Source organism: Streptacidiphilus sp. P02-A3a (genome assembly GCF_014084105.1).
Lineage (GTDB): Bacteria > Actinomycetota > Actinomycetes > Streptomycetales > Streptomycetaceae > Streptacidiphilus.
Genome location: NZ_CP048289.1, coordinates 8412883 through 8432787 on the forward strand (window position 1 = coordinate 8412883; position 19905 = coordinate 8432787).

Genomic DNA, 19905 nt, shown 5'->3' on the forward strand with positions numbered 1-19905 from the left:
TCAGCTGCCTCCGAGGAGTGCCGTGACGGCGGGATCGCTGAGGCCGAGGAGTACGGCCGGCCAGAGCCCGGCGAGGACGGTGAGGGCGACCAGCGGGCTCCAGGCTGCGAACTCGTAGCCCTGGACGTCGCTGATGCCCGGTGCGGTGGAGAGGTGCGGGCTGCGTGGGTCCCCCATGCAGACCCGGCGGACGACGCCCAGCAGGTAGGCGGCGGTGAGCAGGGTGCCGAGACCGGCGAGGGCCATGAACACCAGGAACGCGGGGCGGTCCAGCCCCGCGGCGGGACGGAAGGAGCCGAACATGGCGAGCAGTTCACCCCAGAACCCGGCCAGGCCGGGCAGTCCGAGGCTGGCGACGGCCGCGAAGGCCAGCAGCCCGCCGAGGCGGGGGGCGCGTCCGTACAGCGCCGCGCCGGTGCGCCCGGTGGCCCCGGCGAGGGTGTCCAGGTCGGCCGTGCCGTAGCGGTCCTTGACCGCGCCGACCAGGAAGAACAGCAGGCCGGTGACCAGGCCGTGGGCGATGTTGGCGAACAGCGCGCCGTTCACACCGGTGGCGGTGAGCGTGGCGATGCCCAGCAGCACGAAGCCCATGTGGCCGACGGAGGAGTACGCGATGATCCGCTTCAGGTCGCCCTTGGCGCCGGGGCGGACCAGGGCCAGGCAGGCCAGTGAGCCGTAGATGATGCCGACCACCGCGAAGGCGGCCAGGTACGGCGCGAACACCGTCATGCCCTCGGGCGTGTCGGGCAGCAGCACCCGGACGAAACCGTAGGTGCCCATCTTCAGCAGCACCCCGGCCAGCAGCACCGAGCCGGTGGTCGGCGCCGCCGTGTGGGCGTCGGGCAGCCAGCTGTGGAAGGGCCACATGGGCGCCTTGACCGCGAGGCCCAGGCCGACCGCGAGCACCACCAGGACCTGGGTGCCGTGCGACAGCCCGGCGCCGTGGCGGTGGGCGAGCACGGTCATGTCGAAGGTGCCGGACTTCAGGCCGAGCAGCAGGAAGCCCAGCAGCATGATCGCGGAGCCGAGCAGGGTGTAGAGGATGAACCGGTTGGCGGAGGCCTGGGCGCTCGCCGCCTTGGTCCCCCGGCCCCAGCGGGCGATCAGGAAGTACATCGGGAGCAGGACGACCTCGAACGCCAGGAAGAACAGGATCAGGTCGAGCACCGCGAAGGTGCCGAGCATGCCCGTCTCCAGCAGCAGCAGCAGGCCGGTGTAGGCCCGGGGGCTGGGCGTGCCCGGGCCCTCCGGGAGCCGGCGCAGCGAGTAGACCGCGCAGAGGAAGGTGAGCAGGGCCGTGAGCAGCAGCAGCGGGAGCGAGATCCCGTCCACGCCGAGGTGCAGTCGGACGCCGATGGCGGGGATCCAGGGCAGGTCGGTGACGGCCTGCATCCGGGCCGAGTGGCCCCGGTCGAAACCGGCGGCCAGGGCGATCGACAGGGCCAGGGCCAGTCCGGTGACCACCGCGCCGAACCGCAGCGCGCGGCGCCCGGCGGCCTGCTCGTCCGCGCCGAACAGCCCGGGGACGAGCGTGGCGGCGGCGCCGAGCAGCGGCAGCAGGATCAGGGCGACGAGGACGGCGTTCATCGGGTGGTCTCCACGAGGACGGCGAGGACGACGGCCCCGGCGAGCAGTGCGCTCAGGTAGCTCTGGGCGTTGCCGTTCTGGGCGCGGCGAACGGCCGCGCCCAGCAGCCGGGGCAGCCCGCTCGCCCCGGCCACGTAGGTCTCGATGACCTCGCGGTCGAGGAAGCGGACGAGTCCGGCGGCGGCGAGGAAGGGGCGGACCACGAGCGCGGCGTACAGCCGGTCGAGCCCGAAGCCGTCGCTGGCCGGGCCGAGCAGCGGCCCGAGCAGCAGCCGGGCCGGGTCGGGGGCCAGCCGCGCGGCCCGGCCCGCCGACTCGGCGTCGGCGAGGGCCTGGTCGAGGCTGACTCCGGGGATGTCCGCGAGGTCGGCCGCGGCCTGCTCCGGGTGGGCGGCGGTGGCGCTGGGCCGGGTCGCCTCCAGCAGCTCGTGGGCGGCACGCCCGGCCGGGGCGGTGGCCGCGTCGGCGACCAGCGCGGTGGCCCGGCGCCAGGCCGCCCAGGCGACCAGGACCCCGGCGAGGGCGACCGCGGTGCCCAGGATCGCGGTGGTACCGGACGGCACCAGCGAGGTGCCGTCCAGGAAGGAGGGCAGCCAGCTGCCGCGCAGTCCGGCCAGGCCGAGGGCGACGGCGGGGATCGCGAGCAGCCACAGCGGCCAGCGCATGGCGTTCGGCTCGTCGCTGCCCTGCCCGGAGTGCTGGTCGGCGCTGCCGCGCGCCATCGGGGCGTGGAAGGTGAGCAGCCACAGCCGGGTCGCGTAGACGGCGGTGAGCAGCCCGGTGAGCAGCCCGGCGACGAGCACGATCCAGCCGACCGCGTGCGGGACGGCGGAGGCCGGGCCGAGGGCGCCGGTGAGCGCGTCACCGCGGCCGGCGTCCTCGGCGGCGGTGAGGATCGCGTCCTTGCTGAAGAAGCCGGAGAACGGCGGGATCCCGGCCAGTGCGAGCAGGCCGATGGTCATCGTCCAGTAGGCGTCAGGCACCCGGCGGCGCAGGTCGCTCATCCGGGACATGGCGGTCAGCGAGTTGGTGTGCGCGGCGTGGATGACCACGCCCGCGGCGAGGAAGAGCAGGGCCTTGAAGGCGCCGTGGGTGAGCAGGTGGAAAACGGCGGCGTCACGGTCCCCGACGGCCAGCGCCCCGGCCATGTAGCCGAGCTGGCCGACGGTGGAGTAGGCGAGCACCCGCTTGATGTCGTCCTGGGCGAGGGCGCACAGGGCGGAGCCGACCATGGTGACCGCGGCCATGACGCCGAGGACGACCAGGGCGGCCGAGGAGAGCAGGAAGACCGGGAGCAGCCGGGCGACCAGGTAGATCCCGGCCGCGACCATGGTCGCGGCGTGGATCAGCGCGGACACCGGGGTCGGACCGGCCATGGCGTCCGGCAGCCAGGTGTGCAGCGGGAACTGCGCGGACTTCCCGGCGACGCCGCAGAGCAGCAGCAGCGCGATGACCGTGGGGTGGTGGATCCGGCCGTCGGCGGCGGCCTGGATGATCCCGTCGATCCGGAAGGTCCCGGCGGCGTCGCCGAGGGCGAGGACGCCGAACAGGAAGGGCACGTCGCCGAGCTTGGTGACCAGGAAGGCCTTGATCGAGGCGGAGCGGGCGTCCTCGTTCTCCCAGTGGTGTCCGACCAGGAAGTACGAGCAGATGCCCATGATCTCCCAGCCGACGAGCAGCACCACCAGGTCGCCGGAGTACAGCACCAGCAGCATCGCGGAGCTGAACAGCGACACCAGCGCGGCGTAGGAGGGGTAGCGCGGGTCCGCCCGCAGGTAGGAGGTCGAGTAGACCTGGACGCAGGTGGCGACCACGCCGACGAGAACGGCGAGCAGCGTGGCGAAGCCGTCGAGGTGCAGCGAGAGCTCGATCGGGACGCTGCCGGTGGGGGTGAGCCGGGTGGCGGCGTCCAGGTGGCGTCCGCTGCCGAGGTCGACCGCGACCGCGACCGCGAGCACCGCGGCGGCCAGGGTCGGCAGTACCGCCAGCGGCCGGACCAGCCCGGGCGCGCGGCGTCCGGCGGCGAGCCCGGCCAGCGAGCCGAGGAAGGGGAGCAGCGGGACCAGGACCGCCATGCTGAGGATCATCCGACGGTGGCCTTCCCGTGGGGCAGGTCCGCGGTCGTCGCGGGATTGGCGGTCGTCGCGGGATTGGCGGTGGCGGCTGCCATGCTGTCCGGGTCGGGTTCCTCGCCCGGGTCAGTGTCCTCGGCCAGCAGCCGCAGCCGGTCGAGGTCGGCGGTGCCGTGGGTGCGGAAGACCATGAGGACGATGGCCAGGCCGAGGCCGATCTCGGCGGCGGCGATGGTGATGGTGAACAGGGTGAGCGCCTGGCCCGCGTGCAGGGTGTCGCGCAGCCAGACGTCGAAGGCGACCAGGTTCAGGTTGACGGCGTTGAGCATCAGCTCGACCGACATCAGCACGAGTACGGAGTTGCGGCGGGCGAGCACGCCGTACAGGCCGACGCAGAACAGCAGGACGGCGAGGACCGCGGGGTAGACGAGGTGCACCGGGTCAGCGCTCCTCTCGGTGACGGCGCGAGATGACGACCGCCCCGACCAGCGCGGCGAGCAGCAGCACGGACAGGGCCTCGAACGGCAGGACCCAGTAGCGGAACAGCATGGTGCCGTTGGCCTTGGTGCTGCCGCTGCCCGGGACCAGCTCGATCCAGGTGCAGCGGAAGGCGTCGACGACCAGGGTGACCAGGGTCGCGGCGGCGACGACGGCCACCCCGAGGGCGACCCAGCGGTTGCCCGAGTCGGCGTCGGGTGACGCCCCGATGGGCGCCTTGGTGAGCATCAGCCCGAACAGGACGAGCACCACCACCGAGCCCAGGTAGATCAGGACCTGGACCCAGGCGATGAACTCGGCCGTGAGCAGGAGGTACTCGATGGCCAGCCCGCCGAGGGCGACGACCAGCCACAGGGCGGCGTGCACCAGCTGCTTGGTGGTGACGGTGAGCAGGGCCGCGCCGAGCACGGCGAGCCCGACGAGGACGAACACGATCTCGACGCCGCTGGGCGTCAGGAAGGCGTGCCCCTGGGAACTGAGCGTGCCGGTCACTGCCCGGTCTCCTCTCCGGCCGGCGGCTCCGCCCGGGCGGCGGCCTCGGCGGCCTCGGCGGCCTCGGCGGCGGCGAGCTTGTCGGCCGCCTTGCGGGCCGCGGCGATCTCCTTCGGCTCCTCCCCGCGCGGGTCCTGCGCGGGCGGCGCCGGGACGGTCCACATCCACTCGCGCAGCCGCTCGCGCTCGTGGGTGAGGTCCAGGATGTCGGTCTCGGCGTACTCGAACTCCGGTGACCAGAACAGCGCGTCGAAGGGGCAGACCTCGATGCAGATGCCGCAGTACATGCAGAGCGAGAAGTCGATGGCGAAGCGGTCCAGCACGTTCCGGGTGCGGGCCCGGGCGTTGGGGTCGACCGCGGGCAGGGTCTCCTTGTGCGAGTCGATGTAGATGCACCAGTCCGGGCACTCGCGGGCGCAGAGCATGCACACCGTGCAGTTCTCCTCCAGCAGCCCGATCACGCCCCGGGAGCGGGGCGGCAGCTGGGGCTGCACGTCGGGGTACTGGTGGGTGACGGTGCGCCGGGTCATCGTCCGCAGGGTCACCGCCAGGCCCTTGGCCAGGCCGCGCCCGGGGAAGCCGCCGCCACCGTGGTTCGGAGCCACTAGGAGATCACCACCTTGACGACGCCGGTGAGGGCGAGCTGGGCGAGGGAGAGCGGGATGAGCACGGTCCAGGCGAAGCGCATCAGCTGGTCCTCCCGCAGCCGGGGATAGGTGACGCGCAGCCAGATCACCACGAAGGCGAGCGCGAAGGTCTTCAGCAGCGTCCACAGCCAGCCCAGGTCCGCCGCGAGCGGCCCGTGCCACCCGCCGAGGAACAGCACCGAGGTGAGCGCGCAGAGCACCAGGATGCCCGCGTACTCGGAGAGCAGGAACAGCGCGAAGCGCAGGCCGGTGTACTCGGTGTAGGCGCCGAAGATGATCTCGGAGTCGGCCACCGGCATGTCGAAGGGCGGCCGCTGCAACTCGGCCAGACCGGCGGTGAAGAAGACGAACCCGCCGACGATCTGCCACGGCACCCACCACCAGTGGAACGCGCCCATGATGCCGGTCAGCGAGACCGTCCCGGCGGCCATCGCCACCGAGGCGGCGGCCAGCAGCATCGGCAGCTCGTACGCCAGCAGCTGCGCGGCCGAGCGGATGCCGCCGAGCAGGGAGAACTTGTTCGCGGACGCCCAACCGGCCATCAGCGACCCGAGGACGCCGACGCCCATCACCGCGAGGACGAAGAACAGACCGGCGTCCAGGTCCTGCCCGACGAAGCCGCCGGGCCCGACCGGGATGGCGACCAGCACCAGCAGGTAGGGCAGCAGCGCGACGGCGGGCGCCAGCTGGAAGATCCGCCGGTCCGCGTCGGCGGGGACGATGTCCTCCTTCTGCGCGAACTTCATCCCGTCGGCGACGAGCTGCGCCCAGCCGTGGAAGCCGCCCGCGTACATGGGGCCGAGGCGGCCCTGCATGTGGGCCATGACCTTGTGCTCGGTCTGGCCGATGACCAGCGGTACGACCAGGAACACGACCAGGATCACGACGCAGCGGAGCAGCGCTTCGAGCGCGGTGATCATGCGTCGTCTCCTGTCGCGGGCGCGGGCGGCTCGCCGCCGGACTCGGGCTCCGGCGCGGGCTCGGGCTCCGGCGCGGGCTCGGCCTCCGGCGCGGGCTCGGCGGGGAGCTGCCAGGGGGCTTCCGGGGTGGCGGGCGGCGTCGACGGGGTGGCGGGCGGGGCGGTCGGCGCCGGGGCGGCCTGGCTGGCGGACCCCTGGTCCACGCTGCGGGTGCGTCGCGGGCGGTCGGCGCGGACCGGGCGGTCGCCCTCCGCCCCGGCGGCGGCCGCGCGGGGCCCGCGCGCGGCGGCGCCCCGGGCCGGACGCTCCGGCACCGGCGGAAGGGTCCCGGCCAGCGGTCCCCACTCGTTCGGGTCAGGCACGCCCGGCGGCAGCATCCGGCGGCGGGCCGCCGGTGCGGCCTCGCCTGCGGCGTGGTCGCTCTCCCCCGGCTCCTTCGCCCCCGGCCAGGCCTTGGCCACCCGCGCGGCCAGCACGAACTCCTTGCGCAGCGGGTACCCCTCGAACCCCTCGGGGAGCAGCAGCGTGTCGAGCCCCGGGTGGCCGGTGAAGTCGATGCCGAACATCTCGTGGGTCTCCCGCTCGTGCCAGACCGCCCCGGCGAAGACGCCGCTCGCGGTCGGCAGGGCGGCGGCGTCCCGGGGTACCCGGGTGCGCAGCAGTACCCGGCGCAGCGCGCCCGGCGTGCCGACGGCGGCGAGGTGGACGACCACGGAGAAGCCCTCGGCGAGTTCGTCGACGGCGCTGAGCCAGTCGAAGTAGCGCAGGCCCAGCGTGTCGCGGGCGGCGGTGAGCGCCTCGATCCAGTGCTCGGCCGGGACGTCGACGGTGAGCAGGGCGAACGCCTCGCCCGCCGTGGCCCACGGCCCGATCGCCGCGGCGGTGTCAGCCGACGGCGGCTGCCCGGTCGGCGGCTGCTCGGGCGGTGCGTGCTCGGTGCTCACTGGTCGGTGCCTTCCGCCGCCGTGGGCCCGGCCACCAGCGGGCGCTTCAGCGCGCCGACCGGGGCACCGGCCGCCGCGCCGCCGGGGTACTGGTCCGCCATCGACTCCTGGGCGATCTTCTCCTGGAGCTTGAGGATCCCCTGGAGCAGGGCCTCCGGCCGGGGCGGGCAGCCCGGCACGTAGACGTCCACCGGGATGATCTGGTCGACGCCCTTGGTGACCGAGTAGGAGTCCCAGTAGGGGCCGCCGGAGTTGGAGCAGGCGCCGAAGGAGATGACGTACTTGGGCTCGGGCATCTGCTCGTAGAGCCGCTTGATGGCCGGGGCCATCTTGTCGGTCACCGTGCCCGAGACGATCATGAGGTCGGCCTGGCGCGGTCCGGGGGCGAACGGGATGACGCCCATCCGGATGAAGTCGTGCTTGGCCATGGAGGCGGCGATGAACTCGATCGCGCAGCAGGCCAGGCCGAAGTTGAAGACCCAGAGGCTGTAGCGGCGTCCCCAGTTGAGGACGACCTTGACCGGGTCCGGCGCCAGTCGGGACAGCGGTCCCAGGCGGCGGGGCTCCAGCGCGCCCGCGCCGGGGCGGCCCGGGTCGGGGATGCCCAGCGCGACCGGCGCTCCGGGCTCGCCGGTGGCGGAGGCGTGGGAGTGGCGGGGGTTCACGTCCATTCCAGGACGCCCTTCTTCCAGGCGTAGAGCAGGCCGACAGCGAGGAAGCCGAGGAAGACGAACATCTCGATCAGCGTCCCCGCCCCGAACCCCGGAGCGGCGAAGACGGTGGCCCAGGGGAAGAGGAAGATGGCGTCCACGGCGAAGATCACGTACAGGAACGCGTAGATGTAGTAGCGGATCTGGGTGTGCGCCCAGCCCTCGCCGACCGGGTCCACGCCGCACTCGTACGCCAGCAGCTTCTCCGGCGTCGGGGCGAACGGGCGCAGCAGCCGGTTGGCGCTGAAGGCCGTTGACACGAACAACACGCCGACGACGGCGAGCAGCCCGACCACGGCGTAGCCGTGGAAGTACCCGGGTTGCGCGGGCGCGGTGGCCGCCCCCAGTGCCTCCATGCTGGCTGCCTCCGGTCCGTTCCTTTGCATTTTCATGGCGTTACGTACGCACGGGAGTCTAGGTCCACCGGAAGCGACCGCGCTCACGGCACCCATTTCGCGAGACGCCGCGCCGTGTCGGCGTGAGACAGGAGTGCCGAGGTCGGACCGGTCGCCGGGGCCGGTCGCGGCCGTCCGGCCGGGGGTCGGCACCCGGTTGGCGACGGCTTGGTCAACGGTTGGCCACGGGCGGGCGCGGGCGGGCGCGGGACCCGGCGCGCGGGGTGGGGTTATCCCCCGGTCCGGTATGCCGACCCGCCCCATCGCCACCGGACGTCCCGCCGGGCACCCTTGACCGGACGGCCCCGAGCTCGTTTCCGGCCCCGGCCCGGCATACCAGAGGATGGACTCATGCCACACGACTCCGCGCTGCCCAACGAGCGCCCCGCCTTCAACGGACGCATGTGGCGTGAGGTCAGCTACCTGCTCCTGGGCTTCCCGATGGGTGTGCTCGGGTTCATCGTCACCGTCGTCGGGGTGTCGCTGGGCCTGGGGCTGCTGATCACCGTGGTCGGGGTCTGGGTCCTGGCCGGGGCGCTGTTCCTGATCCGCGGGCTGGGCGTCGCCGAGCGGGGGCTGGTCCGCTCGCTGCTGGACGTGGACATCGCCGAGCCGCCGCGGCTGCGCGACCTCCGGCGCGCCGGGGACTCCGTCTGGCGCCGCCCGCTCGCGCTGCTGTCGGACGGGCTGTCCTGGCGGACCGCGCTCTACCTGCTGATCAAGCTGCCCTGGGGGGTGTTCGGCTTCGCGATCATCCTGGTCGCGCTGGTCGCCCTGTGGCCGCTGCTGCCCTGGATCGCCCGGCTGCTGTCCAGCGTGGACCGGCTGCTGGCCGCCGCCCTGCTGTCGCCCCCGCCGCTGGCCGAGCGGGTCCGGGAGCTGGAGGACGACCGGGGCGCGGTGGTCGACACCGCCGCCGCCGACCTGCGCCGGATCGAGCGCGACCTGCACGACGGGGCGCAGGCCCGGCTGGTCGCCCTGGCCATGGACCTGGGCCTGGCCAAGGAGAAGCTGACCGAGGACCCGGAGACGGCGGCCAGGATGGTCTCCGACGCGCACGGCGAGGTGAAGCTGGTCCTCCAGGAGCTGCGCGACCTGGCCCGGGGCATCCACCCGGCGGTGCTGACCGACCGGGGCCTGGACGCGGCGCTGTCCTCGGTCGCCAGCCGCTGCACCGTCCCCGGCGGCGCGCGGGTCAACGCGGACCTGCCCGGCGGCGCGGACCGGGCGTCCCGACCGGATCCGGCGGTGGAGGGCATCGCCTACTTCACCGTCAGCGAGCTGCTGACCAACGTCTCCAAGCACGCCGGGGCCAGGACCGCCACCGTCGACGCCTGGCGCACCGGTGACCGGCTGCTGCTCCAGGTCCGGGACGACGGTCGCGGCGGCGCGGACGAGCAGCCGGGCGGCGGGCTGGCCGGGCTGGCCGAACGCATCCGCGCGGTGGACGGCGTGTTCGTGGTGGACAGCCCGCTGGGCGGCCCGACCGTGGTCACCGTGGAGCTGCCCTGGCGCACCCGGGGCGCCACCGCCGGTCGGGCCTAGCCACCACCCGCCGGGTCGGGCCGGGCCCGGCCGGGACGGCGGACGGCGGCCCGCCGGGTGGGGTTAACCCCCCTGCGGAACGCCCGTGGGCCCCAGCGATTTCCGCTCCCGCGGCCGACAGGCTGTCAGTAGGCAGGGCAGCGACAGCGACGAGGAGAGCCGGACACCATGAGCAGCACACTGGACAGCGCGGGCTGGCCGTACCGGGACGACACCGCCGACCGCGCGGCCGCCCGCCGGGAGCGCCCGGCGCCGGGCTTCCTGGCGGCGCCCTTCGCGGCCCGCAGCTGGCGCGAGACCCTCCAGGGGGTGCTCAACCTGCCGGTCGGGATCGTCGCCTTCTGCTCCACGGTGACCACGATCTCCTTCGGCCTCGGCACCGTGGTCACCGTGCTCGGGCTGCCGGTGCTGGCCGCCGTGCTGACCGGCTGCCGGGGGTTCGCGGCCATGGAGCGGTCGCGCGCCGCCGCGCTGCTCGGCCTGCGGGTACCGGCCCCCGCGCCGCCGCACCGGCGGCGTCCGGGCGTCGCCGGCTGGATCCGCGCCGCGCTGAGCGACGCGCCGAGCTGGCGCGCGGCGCTCTATAACCTGCTGCTGCTGCCGTTGGGGATCGCCTCGTTCACGGCGGCGGTCGTGCTCTGGTCGGTGGCGATCACCTGCGCCAGCTACCCGCTGTGGCAGTGGGTGTTCCCGACCTTCGTCCACCAGCCGGGCGTCCAGCTGTACGAGTACCACGGCCACACGCACTACCTGAGTTCGGTGCCGGAGATCGCCGGGGCGTGCGCTCTCGGGCTGGTGCTGCTGTTCGTCGCCCCGCAGGTGCTGCGCGGGCTGGCGAACGTGCAGCGGGCGATGGTGCGCGGGCTGCTCTCCCGCTGACCGGGACACCCGGTCAGCGGGTCGGCACCGTCCGGGTGTCCCGGCCGGACCGCAGCACCCGGCCCGGGACCGCGCCGGTCAGCCGGTCGTCGCGGATCGTCTCCACCCCGTTGACCCGCACGCTGACCACGCCCTCGGCCCGCGAGTCCAGCCTCGGGCTGTCCCCCGGCAGGTCGTGCACCAGCGTCGCCGGTCCGGCGTCGATCCGCTCCGGGTCGAACAGCACCAGGTCGGCGTGGTTCCCGACGGCGACCGTGCCGCGCTCCCGCAGTCCGAACAGCTCCGCCGGGTCGGCGGTGAGCATCCGGACCGCCTGTTCCAGCGGGACCAGCCGTCGGCGGCGCAGGCAGTCGCCGAGGAAGCGGGTGGTGTAGGGGGCGCCGCACATCCGGTCCAGGTGCGCCCCGGCGTCCGAGCCGCCGAGCAGTACGTCCGGGTGGGCCCAGGTGTCCCGGCGCAGCTCCCAGCTCGCCGGGTCGTTGTCGGTCGGCATCGGCCACAGCACGGTGCGCAGGCCGTCGGCGGAGCAGATCTCGACCAGGGTGGCGAACGGGTCCTGGCCGCGCTCGGCGGCGATGTCGCGGACCACCCGCCCGGACAGTCCGGCGTTGGCCGCCGCGTAGGTGTCGCCGATCACGTAGCGCCCGAAGTCGGCGAGCCGCCGGAACACCCCCGCCTGCGGGCTGTCGGCGCGGCGCAGCAGCTCCGCGCGGACCGCCGGGTCGGCCAGCCGGGCGATCCGCTCGGGTACCGGCAGGCCGAGGACCTCCCCCCAGCCGGGGATGAGGTTGAGCGCGCAGAAGGTCCCCAGGCTCATGTTCATCGGCGTGAGGATGGGCATGGTGAGCGCGACGATCCGGCCGCCGGCGGCGCGGGCGCGCTCGGACGCCAGCAGCTGGCGCGGGACCCGGGTGGGCACGGCGGCGTCGACGGTGAGCACGTTCCAGTTCACGGCGCGTCCGGCGGCGGCGGACATGTCCACCAGCAGTTCGATCTCCGGGTCCGCGAACTGGTCCAGGCAGCCGGCCACGATGGCCTCGATCTGGGTACCGGGGTGCTCCCCCACCGCGCGGCACAGGGCCAGCAGTTCGGCCCGCCCGGCGTGCCGGGAGGGGACCGGTCGGCCGTCGCCGTCGGCGTGGGTGGCCGACTGGGTGGTCGACAGGCCCCAGCCGCCCTCGGCCATGGACTGCTTCAGCAGGGCGACCATGGCGTCGAGTTGGTCCGGGGTGGGCTGCCCGCCGACGGCGTCCGGGCCCATCACGTGGCGGCGCAGCGCGCAGTGGCCGACCATGAAGCCCGCGTTGACGGCGGTGCGGCCGTCCAGCGCGGCCAGGTAGTCGCCGAAGGAGGACCAGCCCCAGGGCACGCCCTCCTCCAGCGCGGCCAGCGACATGCCCTCGACCCGGCACATCATCCGCCGGGTGTAGTCGGCGTCCTGCGGCCGGGCCGGGTTGAGCGGGGCCAGGGTGAAGCCGCAGTTGCCGCCCGCGACGGTGGTCACCCCGTGCCCGAGGGACGGCGTGGCGTACGGGTCCCAGAACAGCTGCGCGTCGTAGTGGGTGTGCGGGTCGACGAATCCGGGGGTGAGCACCAGGCCGGTGGCGTCCTCGGTGCCGCGCGCGGCTTCCGCGCAGCCCCCGGCGGTGGTGATCACGGCGACCCGTCCGGCGCGGACGCCGACGTCGGCGGTGCGGGCGGGGGCGCCGGTGCCGTCCACCAGCGTCGCGCCCTGGATCAGGTGGTCGAGCATCGCTCCTCCGGAGGGGGTACGGGCGGACGGGCCCGGCGGCGGGCTACCGGGACGCCTGGCGGAAGCGGGTGGTGCGGTGCACCGGGTCCGTGTCGATCTTGGGGATGACGTGCTCGCCGATCAGCCTGATGGTGTCGGCGGTGGCCTGCGGCGGGATCCCGACCGGGAGCCCGAAGACCAACTGGTCCGCTCCGGCCGACTCCCAGCGCTTGCACTGCCGCAGCACCTCGTCCGGGTCGCCGCAGATCAGCAGCTCCTCCTGCACCATCAGGTCGATCAGTTCCTCGTTGTACTCCGGCAGCAGCTCCGGCCAGGCCGGGATCCCCTCCGGGCGGGGGAAGGTGTCGTGGTAGCGGAACAGCAGCGACTGGAGGTAGTTGAGGCCCCCGGCGGCGGCGATGCGACGCGCCTCGCGGGTGGTCTCGGCGCAGATCGCGGTCGAGGTCACCATCACGTTGTCGTTGACGAACGCGCCCACCGGTTCGGCGTCGCGGACGGCGTTCTTGTAGGAGTTGACCACCCACTCCATGTCGGAGACCTTCTGCACGCTGAAGCCGAGCACGCCGAGGCCCTTGCGGGCGGCCATCCCGTAGGAGGCGGGGCTCCCGGCGGCGTACCACATGGCCGGGTGGGCCTTGCCGAACGGCTTGGGCAGGATCTTGCGCGGCGGCAGCGACCAGTGCTTGCCCTGGAAGCCCTGGTACTCGTCCTGGAGCCACATCTTGGGGAACTCCCCGATGGTCTCCTCCCAGATCTCCTTGGTGCCGTTCATGTCCGTGAGTTCGGGCATGAAGCCGAGGATCTCGTGGCTGCCCGCGCCGCGCCCGGTGCCGAACTCGAAGCGCCCGCCGGAGAGATGGTCGAGCATGGCGACCCGCTCGGCGACCTTGACCGGGTGGTTGACCTTGGCCAGCGGGTTGAAGATGCCCGAGCCGAGGTGGATCCGCTGGGTGGCGTTGGTCAGGTAGCCGATCACCACGTCGTTCGCGGAGAGGTGGGAGTACTCCTCCAGGAAGTGGTGCTCGGTGATCCAGGCGTACTTGAAGCCCGCCCGGTCGGCCTGGACGACGTAGTCCATCTCCTCCATCAGGGCGTGGTGCTCGGCCTGCGGGTCGGCCTGGGAGCGACTTCTGGGCACGTAGCCCTGAATGAAGATGCCGAACTCCATCGTTTCACCGTCCTGTCGTCTTCGACCGTATCCGTATCTGACGGTCCATCAGATATGCCGACTCTCGCAGCCGCATGCGACCCCGTCAATAGCTGACGCTGCGTCAGATATGGAGCTCGGCAAGGCCTCAACCGAGAGAGACACCGGCCAGCCAGCCGCCGTCGACCACGATCGGCTGACCGGTGATGTAGGAGGAGTCCTCGCAGCTCAGGAACAGCGCCAGCCGGGCGACCTCCTCCGGGCGGCCGATCCGCCCCAGCGGCACCGTCCTGGCGTACAGCCGGTCCACGGCCGCCGCCAGCGAGGCCGCCTCCCGCTCGCCCAGCGGCTGTCCGCCCGCCGGATCGGACATCGGGGTGTCCACCGCGCCCGGGCAGATCGCGTTCACCCGGATCCCCTTGGCCGCCAGCTCCATCGCGGCCACCCTGGTCATGCTGAGGATCGCGCCCTTGGTCGCCGCGTACGAGGTCAGCTGGGCCATCCCGGTCTGCGCGGTGTACGAGGCGGTGTTGACCACGGTGCCGCCCCCGGCCGCCTCGATCGCGGGCGCGGCGGCCCGCATCCCGAGGAAGCAGCCGACCTGGTTCACCCGCACCACCAGCAGGAACTCCTCCAGCGGGGTGCTCACCAGCTCGTTGAAGCGGAGGATCCCGGCATTGTTGACCAGCCCGTCGAGCTTCCCGAAGGCGGACAGCGCGGCCTCGACCGCCGCCACCCAGTCGTCCTCGTCGCCGACGTCCAGGTGCTGGTAGCGCACCCGGTCCGGACCGTGGTGCTCCGTCAGTTCCTTGGCCAGCGCCTCGCCCCGGTCGTCCAGGATGTCGGCGAGGAGGACCTGCGCGCCCTCGGCCGCGAACAGCCGGGCCTCCTGTTCGCCCTGGCCCCGGGCGGCGCCGGTGACCAGGATGGTGCGGCCGTCGAGCTTCGGCATGGCGGGACTCCCCTGCGGCTGGATGACAGATGCGGCTGGCCAACGGATGACAGATGACAGATGACAGAAAGCAGATGACAGCGGACGGCCGCCCGCCGTCCGCTCAGACCAGCGGCAGCACGTCGGTGGCCAGGGCTTCGAGCTGGTCCAGGTACTCCTGGCAGTCGCGGCTGCGCGGCCGGAGCTGGAGATGGGTGACGCCCAGTGCGCCGTAGCCGCGCAGCGCCTCGGCCAGCCGCTCGGGCTTGCCGGCCAGCGTCCGGCGGCCGACGTCCCAGCCGGGTTCGCCGACGTGGAGCGCGGGCGGGATGGCGTTGACCACGAAGGGGCCGCCGCGCTCCGCCTGACGGCGGACGGACGCGATCAACTGGAGTTGCGATGACAGCTGACCGATACTGTCACCCTGCGAGAGCCAGCCGTCACCCAGCAGCGCCGCCCGGGTGACCGCGCGGGGGGAGGATCCGCCGACCCAGATCGGCGGCCGGGGACGCTGCACCGGGCGCGGACCGACCGCGAGCCCGGAGAACGCGAACCGGGCCCCCCGGTGCACCGGGTACTCGTCCGTCAGCGCCGCCGACAGCGCCACGATGCCCTCGTCCAGGATCGCTCCGCGCCGGTGGAAGTCCACCCCCAGCGCCTGGAACTCCTCCGGCACGTGTCCCGCGCCCACCCCCAGCAGCAGCCGTCCGCCGCTGAGCAGGTCCAGCGTGGCGTACTGCTTGGCGGACAGCAGCGGGTGCCGCAGCGGGGCCACCGCGACATGCGACAGCAGCCGGATCCGGCTGGTCAGCGCCGCCAGCCAGGCCAGCGTCGCCACCGGGTCGTACCAGGTGGTGCCCATCGCCTCGGCCAGCCGCTCGGGGATCACCACATGGTCGCAGCAGGCGACGTAGGCGTACCCCAGCCGGTCGGCGGCCCGCGCGACCAGCGCCAGCTGCTCCGGGCCCGCGTCGAGCTCCCAGGGCTCCCGGTAGAGCCTGCTCACCGACTGGATCGGGAGCTGGATCCCAAAGCTGAGCGCGGATGATGACGGTATGTCAGTTGCGTCCGACACCAGTGCCCCCCTTCCACAGCCCGTCCGGGGTCAGGTCGAGCAGGTCGATCGCGTTGCCGCGCACCAGCCGCTCGATCACCTCCGGCGCGAGGTGCCCCATCTGCGACTCGGCGACCTCGCGGCTCCTCGGCCAGGTGGAGTCGGAGTGCGGGTAGTCGGTCTCGTAGAGCACGTTGCCGGCGCCGACGGCGTCGAGGTTGCGCACCCCGTGCGGGTCGTCGAAGAAGCAGCCGTGGATGTGCTCCGCGAACAGCTCGCTGGGCCGGGTCAGCACCTTGTCGGCGACCCCGCCCCAGGCGGCGTTCTCCTCCCAGACCACGTCGGCCCGGGCCAGGATGTAGGGGATCCAGCCGATCTGCCCCTCGGCGTACATCAGCCGCAGCCCGGGGAAGCGGTCGAACTTGCCGCTCATCAGCCAGTCCACCATGGAGAAGCAGCAGTTGGCGAAGGTGAGGGTGGAGCCGACGGCGGGCGGCGCGTCGGCCGAGGTGGAGGGCATCCGCGAGGAGGAGCCGATGTGCATCGCGATCACCGTGCCGGTCTCCTCGCAGGCGCGCAGGAACGGGTCCCAGTGGTCGGTGTGGATGCTCGGCAGGCCCAGGTGCGGGGGTATCTCGCTGAAGCAGACCGCCCGCACGCCGCGCCCGGCGTTGCGGCGCACCTCGGCGGCGGCCAACTCGGCGTCCCACAGCGGGACGATGGCCAGCGGGATCATCCGGCCGCGCGCGGCCGGGCCGCACCACTCGTCCACCATCCAGTCGTTGTAGGCGCGGACGCAGAGCAGCCCCAGATCGCGGTCCGCGCCCTCGGTGAAGGTCTGGCCGCAGAACCTGGGGAAGGTCGGGAAGCACAGCGCGGACTGGACGTGGTTGACGTCCATGTCAGCCAGCCGCTCGGGTACCGAGAACGACCCCGGGCGCATCCGCTCGTAGGTGATCGCCTCCAGCCGCACCTCCTCGCGCGGATAGCCGACGGCGGTGTCGAGCCTGGTCAGCGGGCGGTGCAGGTCCTCGTACACCCACCAGTCGGCGATCGGCCCGGGGCTGCCGGGGGTTCCCATGACCGGGGCGAACCGGCCGCCGGTGAAGGTCATCTCGGCGAGCGGCGCGCGGACGATGCGGGGACCGGTGGTGAGGTACTTCCGGGGCAGGCGGTCCTGCCAGACGTCGGGTGGTTCGACGGTGTGGTCGTCCACCGAGATGATCCGGGGGAAGTTCTCCATGACGGCAGGCTACCGCCGATCTGACGGCCCGTCAGGAGTGTGGACCGGCCGAACTGACGGCCAATCAGCGACAGTGCGCCCCGCCGCCCGCGGCTCCGGGCAGCGGAGCGGCGGTGGCGGCGGGGCGCGTTGCGCCGGGCGGCGGACAGGCAGTGCCGACGCCCGGCCGGGGAGGAGGCCTGAGAGGGTCAGAGCGTGCCGAGGGTCACCGTGGCGGTCTTGCCGGCGCCGTCCCTGACGTAGGTGACCGGGACCTTCTGCCCCGGCTGCATCGTCGCCAGCACCTCGCCCAGCTGCGAGGAACTGGTCACCGCGTTGTCGCCGACCTTGGTGATCACGTCGCCGGGCTGGATCCCGGCCTGCGCCGCCGGACCGCCCGAGGTCACCCCGACCACGCCCGCGCCGGTCTCGGCGCCGGAGCCGGAGCTGTCGGCGACCAGGGTCCGGGTGGTGATGCCGAGGGCGGCGCGGCCGGAGTCGACCACCTTGCCGTCCTTGATCATCTGGTTGGCGAGGTCGGTCACCGTGGAGGCCGGGATGGCGAAGCCGATGCCGGGTGCCTGCCCGCCGTCGCTGGAGTCGGTGGCGGCCAGCGTGTTCACGCCGATCACCTGGTTCGACAGGTTGACCAGGGCGCCGCCGCTGTTGCCCGGGTTGATCGCGGCCGAGGTCTGCACCATGTTGGGGATGGTCGCCCCCGGGGAGTCCTGACTCCTCGGCTCGGAGACGGTCCGGCCGACGGCGGAGACGATGCCCTGGGTGACGCTGCTGGACAGCCCCAGCGGGTTGCCCATCGCCAGCAGGATCTGCCCGACCGCGACCTTGCCGCTGTCCCCGAAGACGGCGGGCTTCAACCCGGCCGGCGGACTGCTCAGCTTGATCACCGCGAGGTCGTTGGTCGGGTACGAGTAGACCAGGGTCGCGGCGAAGGGCGAGGAGCTGTCGGCCAGGGTCACCTGGAAGCTGGTGGCGGAGCCGACGACATGGGCGTTGGTGACGATGTCGCCCTTGCTGTCGTAGACGATGCCGGAGCCCAGGCTGTCGCCCGCGGTGATCTGCACCACCGAGGGCAGCACCGCCGCCACCGTGTGCTCGTACTGGCCCTGAAGGTCGCTGCTGACGCTCGGCGCGGGCCCCGGGCTGCCGGTACTGTCACCGCCGGAGGCGGAGGCCGAGGCGGACGTTCCGCTGCTGCACCCGGCCGAGGCGGCGAGCAGCGCACCCGCGAGCAGGGCCAGCGCGGCCGTCCGCGGCGAGCGGCGGGAACCAGCAGTCTCCATGGATACGACCTTTGCCTGGGGATGCCTGTGCCTGGAAATGCCCGGACCGAGAAGGCTCGCGGCTATTTACCCCAATTGTCCATTTCGCTGCACCGATTCCCGCGCAGGCGCGCGGAATCCTCCCGCGCGCCCCCTTGTCGGCTCAGGCCTTCAGCCACGGCTCCGTCGGCGCGCCGAGGGTCAGTTTCTGGTCGCTCCAGACGCCGTACCTCGGGTTCACCGTCACCTTGAGCTGGTCGGCGGCCGTGGTCAGGATCTTCTGCAGCTGCGCGCCCGCGTCGGTCGCGGACGGGTCCACCCCGGCCTGCTGGAGCAGCTCCAGCTCCCCTGCCCGCATCCGGTAGTAGGTGTCCATCGAGGACGGCGCCAGCGACAGCTGCTGCACGAAGTCCTGCGCCAGCGCCTGGGCGCCGCCCGCCTGCGAGGCGTCGGCCGCCTCGTCCTGCTGCACCTGGCCCTCGGTCACCGACAGCCCCCGCTCGGCCAGCGTCTGCTGCACCACCTGCGCCAGTACCAGCAGCTGCAGGGTCTGCCCGGACACCGCCGTGCCCTCCTGCGCGTTGGTGTCCTGGGCGAGCGCGGCCCGGTACGCGGAGACGTCGGCCTGGAGCGTGGACACGGCGATCCGCTGGTTGCCGACGACGGCGGCGGCCCCCGGATGCTCGCTCGCCGCCGAGCAGCCCGACAGGGCCGCGACCCCACAGGCGGCCAGGACGGCAACGGCGGTACGGCGACGACGGCGGTTCACGGGGCCTCCCGATGGTGACACTGCGACAGCTCGGCATGTGCGCGTCTGACGATACGTCCGCTCACCCACTGTCGTCACCGCCCCACGCGGTCCCACTCTGCCGCCGGACCCGGCGGGCGAACCGCCGGACCGGCGGGCGGGGCGCCGCCGCGCGCTCAGCCCACGTGGCTGGGCTGGTCCGCGGCCGAGGCGTCGGACTCCGGCGCGACCTCGCCGAAGCGCGCCAGCGCCAGCGCGCCAGCGACCGCGACCGCGAACCCGGCGATCGCCAGCGGCAGCATCCCGGCGCGGGTCCGGTCGCCCAGCACCACCACCCCGAGCACCGCGGGCAGCGCCGTCTCGCCGAGCACCATGGCAGCCGTCGCGGTGGTCACCTTGCCGCCGCGCACCCCCTCGGTCATGAACACGAAGGACACCGCGCCGCCCGCGAGCAGCGCGTAGGTCGCCGGCTCCGAGAACAGCGGCCCCAGGTGCGGCCAGGTGATCGACGGCAGCAGCCGGACCGCGAGCCCGACCACCCCGAAACCGAGGCCGCACAGGGTGCCCATGACCGCCGCCCGCGCCGGTTCGCGGACCTTCCAGACGAAGCCGCCGACGACCGCGATCAGCGCCACCGCGCCCAGCAGCGCCCAGTGGAAGGCCGTCGACGGGTGCCGCTGCCCCTCCTTCCCGGCGGTCGCGCCGAGCACCGCGAGGCCCACGCAGACCCCGGCCACGCCCAGCCACTCCGCGCGCCCGAGCCGGATCTTCAGCATCGCCGCGCCGAGCACCGCGGTCACCGCCAGCGCCCCGGCCAGCGCCGCCTGCACCACGTACAGCGGCAGTGAGCGCAGCGCGATCAGCTGCGCCACGAAGCCGAAGGCGTCGAGCAGCAGACCGGCCGCGAACGGCAGGTTGACCATGGCGCGGACGGTGCCGAGCAGGCCGGAGCCCTCGGCGGCGGGCGAGTGCCGCTGCGCGCCGAGGGCCTGGAGGACCATGGCGACGCCGAAGCACAGGGCGGCGGCGAGCGCCATCAGGAGTCCGAAGAGCATGCCTCGACCCTATCCGGCCGCGCCGC

Annotated in this window: 19 protein-coding genes; 2 read left to right on the forward strand and 17 right to left on the reverse strand. The window is 73.4% G+C overall.

Annotated elements, in window-relative coordinates:
• From GXP74_RS35535 to GXP74_RS35575, 9 genes are all read right to left on the reverse strand, one after another.
• The gene (locus GXP74_RS35535; RefSeq protein ID WP_182455336.1) at positions 1–1587 is read right to left on the reverse strand and encodes a NuoM family protein; all 1587 of its coding nucleotides are present in this window, start codon (positions 1585–1587) and stop codon (positions 1–3) included.
• Positions 1584–3662: an NADH-quinone oxidoreductase subunit L gene (locus tag GXP74_RS35540; protein WP_370468506.1), complete on the reverse strand. Its 2079-nt coding sequence runs from the start codon at positions 3660–3662 to the stop codon at positions 1584–1586. Before GXP74_RS35540 ends, GXP74_RS35535 begins: the two co-directional genes overlap by 4 nt.
• 8 nt (positions 3663–3670) lie before the next feature.
• Positions 3671–4096: an NADH-quinone oxidoreductase subunit NuoK gene (gene nuoK, locus GXP74_RS35545; protein WP_182455338.1), complete on the reverse strand. Its 426-nt coding sequence runs from the start codon at positions 4094–4096 to the stop codon at positions 3671–3673.
• A 4-nt stretch (positions 4097–4100) separates the two neighbouring features.
• Positions 4101–4649 (reverse strand): NADH-quinone oxidoreductase subunit J, encoded by a 549-nt coding sequence (locus tag GXP74_RS35550; RefSeq protein WP_182455339.1) that lies wholly within the window; start codon positions 4647–4649, stop codon positions 4101–4103.
• Positions 4646–5179: a 4Fe-4S binding protein gene (locus GXP74_RS35555; RefSeq protein WP_182456863.1), complete on the reverse strand. Its 534-nt coding sequence runs from the start codon at positions 5177–5179 to the stop codon at positions 4646–4648. Before GXP74_RS35555 ends, GXP74_RS35550 begins: the two co-directional genes overlap by 4 nt.
• Before the next feature lie 74 nt (positions 5180–5253).
• Positions 5254–6216 (reverse strand): NADH-quinone oxidoreductase subunit NuoH, encoded by a 963-nt coding sequence (gene nuoH, locus GXP74_RS35560; RefSeq protein WP_182455340.1) that lies wholly within the window; start codon positions 6214–6216, stop codon positions 5254–5256.
• Entirely contained in the window at positions 6213–7160 is a 948-nt protein-coding gene (locus GXP74_RS35565; protein WP_182455341.1) for an NADH-quinone oxidoreductase subunit C, read from the reverse strand. The genes nuoH and GXP74_RS35565 overlap by 4 nt, the downstream gene beginning before the upstream one ends.
• Entirely contained in the window at positions 7157–7831 is a 675-nt protein-coding gene (locus GXP74_RS35570; RefSeq protein WP_182455342.1) for an NADH-quinone oxidoreductase subunit B, read from the reverse strand. The genes GXP74_RS35565 and GXP74_RS35570 overlap by 4 nt, the downstream gene beginning before the upstream one ends.
• Complete coding sequence (locus tag GXP74_RS35575) at positions 7822–8226, reverse strand: NADH-quinone oxidoreductase subunit A (protein ID WP_182455343.1); 405 nt, start codon at positions 8224–8226, stop codon at positions 7822–7824. Before GXP74_RS35575 ends, GXP74_RS35570 begins: the two co-directional genes overlap by 10 nt.
• 390 nt (positions 8227–8616) lie before the next feature.
• On the opposite strand from GXP74_RS35575, the gene GXP74_RS35580 reads away from it, so the two are divergent.
• Positions 8617–9810 (forward strand): sensor histidine kinase, encoded by a 1194-nt coding sequence (locus GXP74_RS35580; RefSeq protein ID WP_182455344.1) that lies wholly within the window; start codon positions 8617–8619, stop codon positions 9808–9810.
• Between the two features lie 168 nt (positions 9811–9978).
• A complete protein-coding gene (locus GXP74_RS35585; RefSeq protein WP_182455345.1) occupies positions 9979–10689 on the forward strand; it encodes a sensor domain-containing protein in 711 nt (236 codons plus the stop codon).
• A gap of 13 nt (positions 10690–10702) precedes the next feature.
• On the opposite strand, the gene GXP74_RS35590 is transcribed toward GXP74_RS35585, so the two are convergent.
• From GXP74_RS35590 to GXP74_RS35625, 8 genes are all read right to left on the reverse strand, one after another.
• Positions 10703–12442, reverse strand: coding sequence for an amidohydrolase family protein (locus tag GXP74_RS35590; protein WP_182455346.1), 1740 nt, complete (start codon positions 12440–12442; stop codon positions 10703–10705).
• Positions 12443–12485: 43 nt separating this feature from the next.
• Positions 12486–13610, reverse strand: coding sequence for an LLM class flavin-dependent oxidoreductase (locus tag GXP74_RS35595; RefSeq protein ID WP_182455347.1), 1125 nt, complete (start codon positions 13608–13610; stop codon positions 12486–12488).
• 127 nt (positions 13611–13737) lie between these two features.
• Positions 13738–14541 carry an SDR family NAD(P)-dependent oxidoreductase gene (locus tag GXP74_RS35600; RefSeq protein WP_182455348.1) on the reverse strand — a complete coding sequence of 268 codons (804 nt, stop codon included), beginning with the start codon at positions 14539–14541 and terminating at the stop codon, positions 13738–13740.
• A 103-nt stretch (positions 14542–14644) separates the two neighbouring features.
• Complete coding sequence (locus GXP74_RS35605) at positions 14645–15535, reverse strand: TIGR03619 family F420-dependent LLM class oxidoreductase (protein ID WP_370468578.1); 891 nt, start codon at positions 15533–15535, stop codon at positions 14645–14647.
• A gap of 43 nt (positions 15536–15578) precedes the next feature.
• Positions 15579–16817 (reverse strand): amidohydrolase family protein, encoded by a 1239-nt coding sequence (locus GXP74_RS35610; RefSeq protein WP_182455349.1) that lies wholly within the window; start codon positions 16815–16817, stop codon positions 15579–15581.
• A 188-nt stretch (positions 16818–17005) separates the two neighbouring features.
• Positions 17006–18097 carry a S1C family serine protease gene (locus GXP74_RS35615; protein ID WP_182455350.1) on the reverse strand — a complete coding sequence of 364 codons (1092 nt, stop codon included), beginning with the start codon at positions 18095–18097 and terminating at the stop codon, positions 17006–17008.
• Between the two features lie 142 nt (positions 18098–18239).
• Entirely contained in the window at positions 18240–18845 is a 606-nt protein-coding gene (locus GXP74_RS35620) for a SurA N-terminal domain-containing protein (protein WP_182455351.1), read from the reverse strand.
• A 155-nt stretch (positions 18846–19000) separates the two neighbouring features.
• Positions 19001–19879, reverse strand: a complete 879-nt coding sequence (locus GXP74_RS35625; protein WP_182455352.1) for a hypothetical protein — start codon at positions 19877–19879, stop codon at positions 19001–19003.
• Positions 19880–19905: the final 26 nt, after the last annotated feature.

What these genes read in the sequence shown, in the direction of transcription:
- GXP74_RS35535 (WP_182455336.1), bottom strand. Translation starts at nt 1,587, where the DNA reads ATGAACGCCGTCCTCGTCGCCCTGATCCTGCTGCCGCTGCTCGGCGCC.
- GXP74_RS35540 (WP_370468506.1), bottom strand. Translation starts at nt 3,662, where the DNA reads ATGGCGGTCCTGGTCCCGCTGCTCCCCTTCCTCGGCTCGCTGGCCGGG.
- GXP74_RS35555 (WP_182456863.1), bottom strand. Translation starts at nt 5,179, where the DNA reads ATGACCCGGCGCACCGTCACCCACCAGTACCCCGACGTGCAGCCCCAG.
- nuoH (WP_182455340.1), bottom strand. Translation starts at nt 6,216, where the DNA reads ATGATCACCGCGCTCGAAGCGCTGCTCCGCTGCGTCGTGATCCTGGTC.
- GXP74_RS35570 (WP_182455342.1), bottom strand. Translation starts at nt 7,831, where the DNA reads ATGGACGTGAACCCCCGCCACTCCCACGCCTCCGCCACCGGCGAGCCC.
- GXP74_RS35575 (WP_182455343.1), bottom strand. Translation starts at nt 8,226, where the DNA reads ATGGAGGCACTGGGGGCGGCCACCGCGCCCGCGCAACCCGGGTACTTC.
- GXP74_RS35580 (WP_182455344.1), top strand. Translation starts at nt 8,617, where the DNA reads ATGCCACACGACTCCGCGCTGCCCAACGAGCGCCCCGCCTTCAACGGA.
- GXP74_RS35585 (WP_182455345.1), top strand. Translation starts at nt 9,979, where the DNA reads ATGAGCAGCACACTGGACAGCGCGGGCTGGCCGTACCGGGACGACACC.
- GXP74_RS35590 (WP_182455346.1), bottom strand. Translation starts at nt 12,442, where the DNA reads ATGCTCGACCACCTGATCCAGGGCGCGACGCTGGTGGACGGCACCGGC.
- GXP74_RS35595 (WP_182455347.1), bottom strand. Translation starts at nt 13,610, where the DNA reads ATGGAGTTCGGCATCTTCATTCAGGGCTACGTGCCCAGAAGTCGCTCC.
- GXP74_RS35600 (WP_182455348.1), bottom strand. Translation starts at nt 14,541, where the DNA reads ATGCCGAAGCTCGACGGCCGCACCATCCTGGTCACCGGCGCCGCCCGG.
- GXP74_RS35610 (WP_182455349.1), bottom strand. Translation starts at nt 16,817, where the DNA reads ATGGAGAACTTCCCCCGGATCATCTCGGTGGACGACCACACCGTCGAA.
- GXP74_RS35615 (WP_182455350.1), bottom strand. Translation starts at nt 18,097, where the DNA reads ATGGAGACTGCTGGTTCCCGCCGCTCGCCGCGGACGGCCGCGCTGGCC.
- GXP74_RS35625 (WP_182455352.1), bottom strand. Translation starts at nt 19,879, where the DNA reads ATGCTCTTCGGACTCCTGATGGCGCTCGCCGCCGCCCTGTGCTTCGGC.